This window comes from Massilia sp. TSP1-1-2 (genome assembly GCF_049896185.1).
In the GTDB taxonomy this organism is placed as follows: Bacteria; Pseudomonadota; Gammaproteobacteria; order Burkholderiales; family Burkholderiaceae_D; genus Telluria_A.
Genome location: NZ_JAFCTU010000103.1, coordinates 1 through 1,238 on the forward strand (window position 1 = coordinate 1; position 1,238 = coordinate 1,238).

Genomic DNA, 1,238 nt, shown 5'->3' on the forward strand with positions numbered 1-1,238 from the left:
CGGTGCGGCAATAAGTAAAAACCGGTCGTTACGAGCTACTCGCGCACGGGGCAGTCGAAGACATCACGCGAACAATTGGCTACGCAGGAATCGCCGCGTTTCAAACCACGCAAACCCAAAACACATCGTCCTCGCGAATGTGAACTAGCCCCTTTTTGTTGCTCAGCTCAACCGTTCTATGGGTCCCCGCCTTCGCGAGGACGATGTTTGTTTATGCTACTGGGCCAATGAATAGCGCTGGCTGGGGCGAGGCAGCGACCTGGCCGAACCAGCTCAGTCCAGCTTCCACGCGTAATCCACCTTGGCCCAGGTCTGCGCCGGAGCGCCATCCTTGGTGCCCGGCTTGAACTTGCAGGCCGAGATCGACTTGATGGCGGCCTTGTCCAGGTTTTTGAAGCCGCTGGTTTTTTCCAGCTTCGATTCCACCACCGAGCCGTCCGGGCTGACCAGGAACGACATCGTGACCGTGCCCTGCTCCTCGTTCATCAGCGAGGCCTTGGGATACTCGGCCTTGCACTTGCTCGGATCAAAAGTGGCGGCCACCTCCGCCGCCATGGCCGCACCTGCCGCCAGCGTCAGCGTCAGCGCGCCAAGTACATGCATAGAACGTTTGTAAGCACACATCTCGATCCCCTTCACTTCCGCTACGACAGACTACCTAAAAACCAATCAGAATTCTTCCCACTCGTCGTTGCTGCTGGCATTGACGATTTTTTTCGGCTTGGCTGCGCTCACTGCCGGCGCGGCCGGTGCCGGACGCTTGAGCGCCGGCTTGACTGCGCGCACCGGCGCCTTACGCGGGGGCGGTGCCGACGCCGCCGGCGCCTGTTCCATCGCCGAGCGCGCGGCTACCTGCGCCACTTCGCCCTCGACCAGTTTGAACACGCTCACCACATGGGCCAGTTCGCCCGCCTGGTCTTGCAGGCTTTGGGCCGCAGCCGCAGCCTGCTCGACCAGCGCCGCGTTTTGCTGGGTCATGCTGTCCATCTCGATGATCGACAAATTGACTTGTTCGATGCCGGCGCTTTGCTCCTGGCTGGCATTTGAAATCTCGCTCATGATGTCGGTCACGCGCTTGACGCTGGCGACCACTTCGTCCATCGTCACGCCGGCCTGGCCCACGAGCTTGCTGCCGCGCTCGACCTTTTCAACGGAGTCGCCGATCAGGGTCTTGATTTCCTTGGCTGCGGCGGCGCTGCGCTGGGCCAGGTTGCGTACTTCAGCTGCCACGACCGCAA

The 1,238-nt window shown here is 61.2% G+C and carries 2 protein-coding genes; both read right to left on the minus strand.

The window, feature by feature from the left end; genetic code table 11:
* Positions 1–273: 273 nt before the first annotated feature.
* Positions 274–603 (minus strand): energy transducer TonB, encoded by a 330-nt coding sequence (locus tag ACP7BV_RS27035; RefSeq protein ID WP_426107986.1) that lies wholly within the window; start codon positions 601–603, stop codon positions 274–276.
* A 66-nt stretch (positions 604–669) separates the two neighbouring features.
* The coding region (locus ACP7BV_RS27040) for a methyl-accepting chemotaxis protein (RefSeq protein WP_426107987.1) at positions 670–1,238 on the minus strand (569 nt) is incomplete at its 5' end.

Coding starts and splice junctions, on each gene's coding strand:
- ACP7BV_RS27035 (WP_426107986.1), bottom strand. CDS start 603: ATGCATGTACTTGGCGCGCTGACGCTGACGCTGGCGGCAGGTGCGGCC.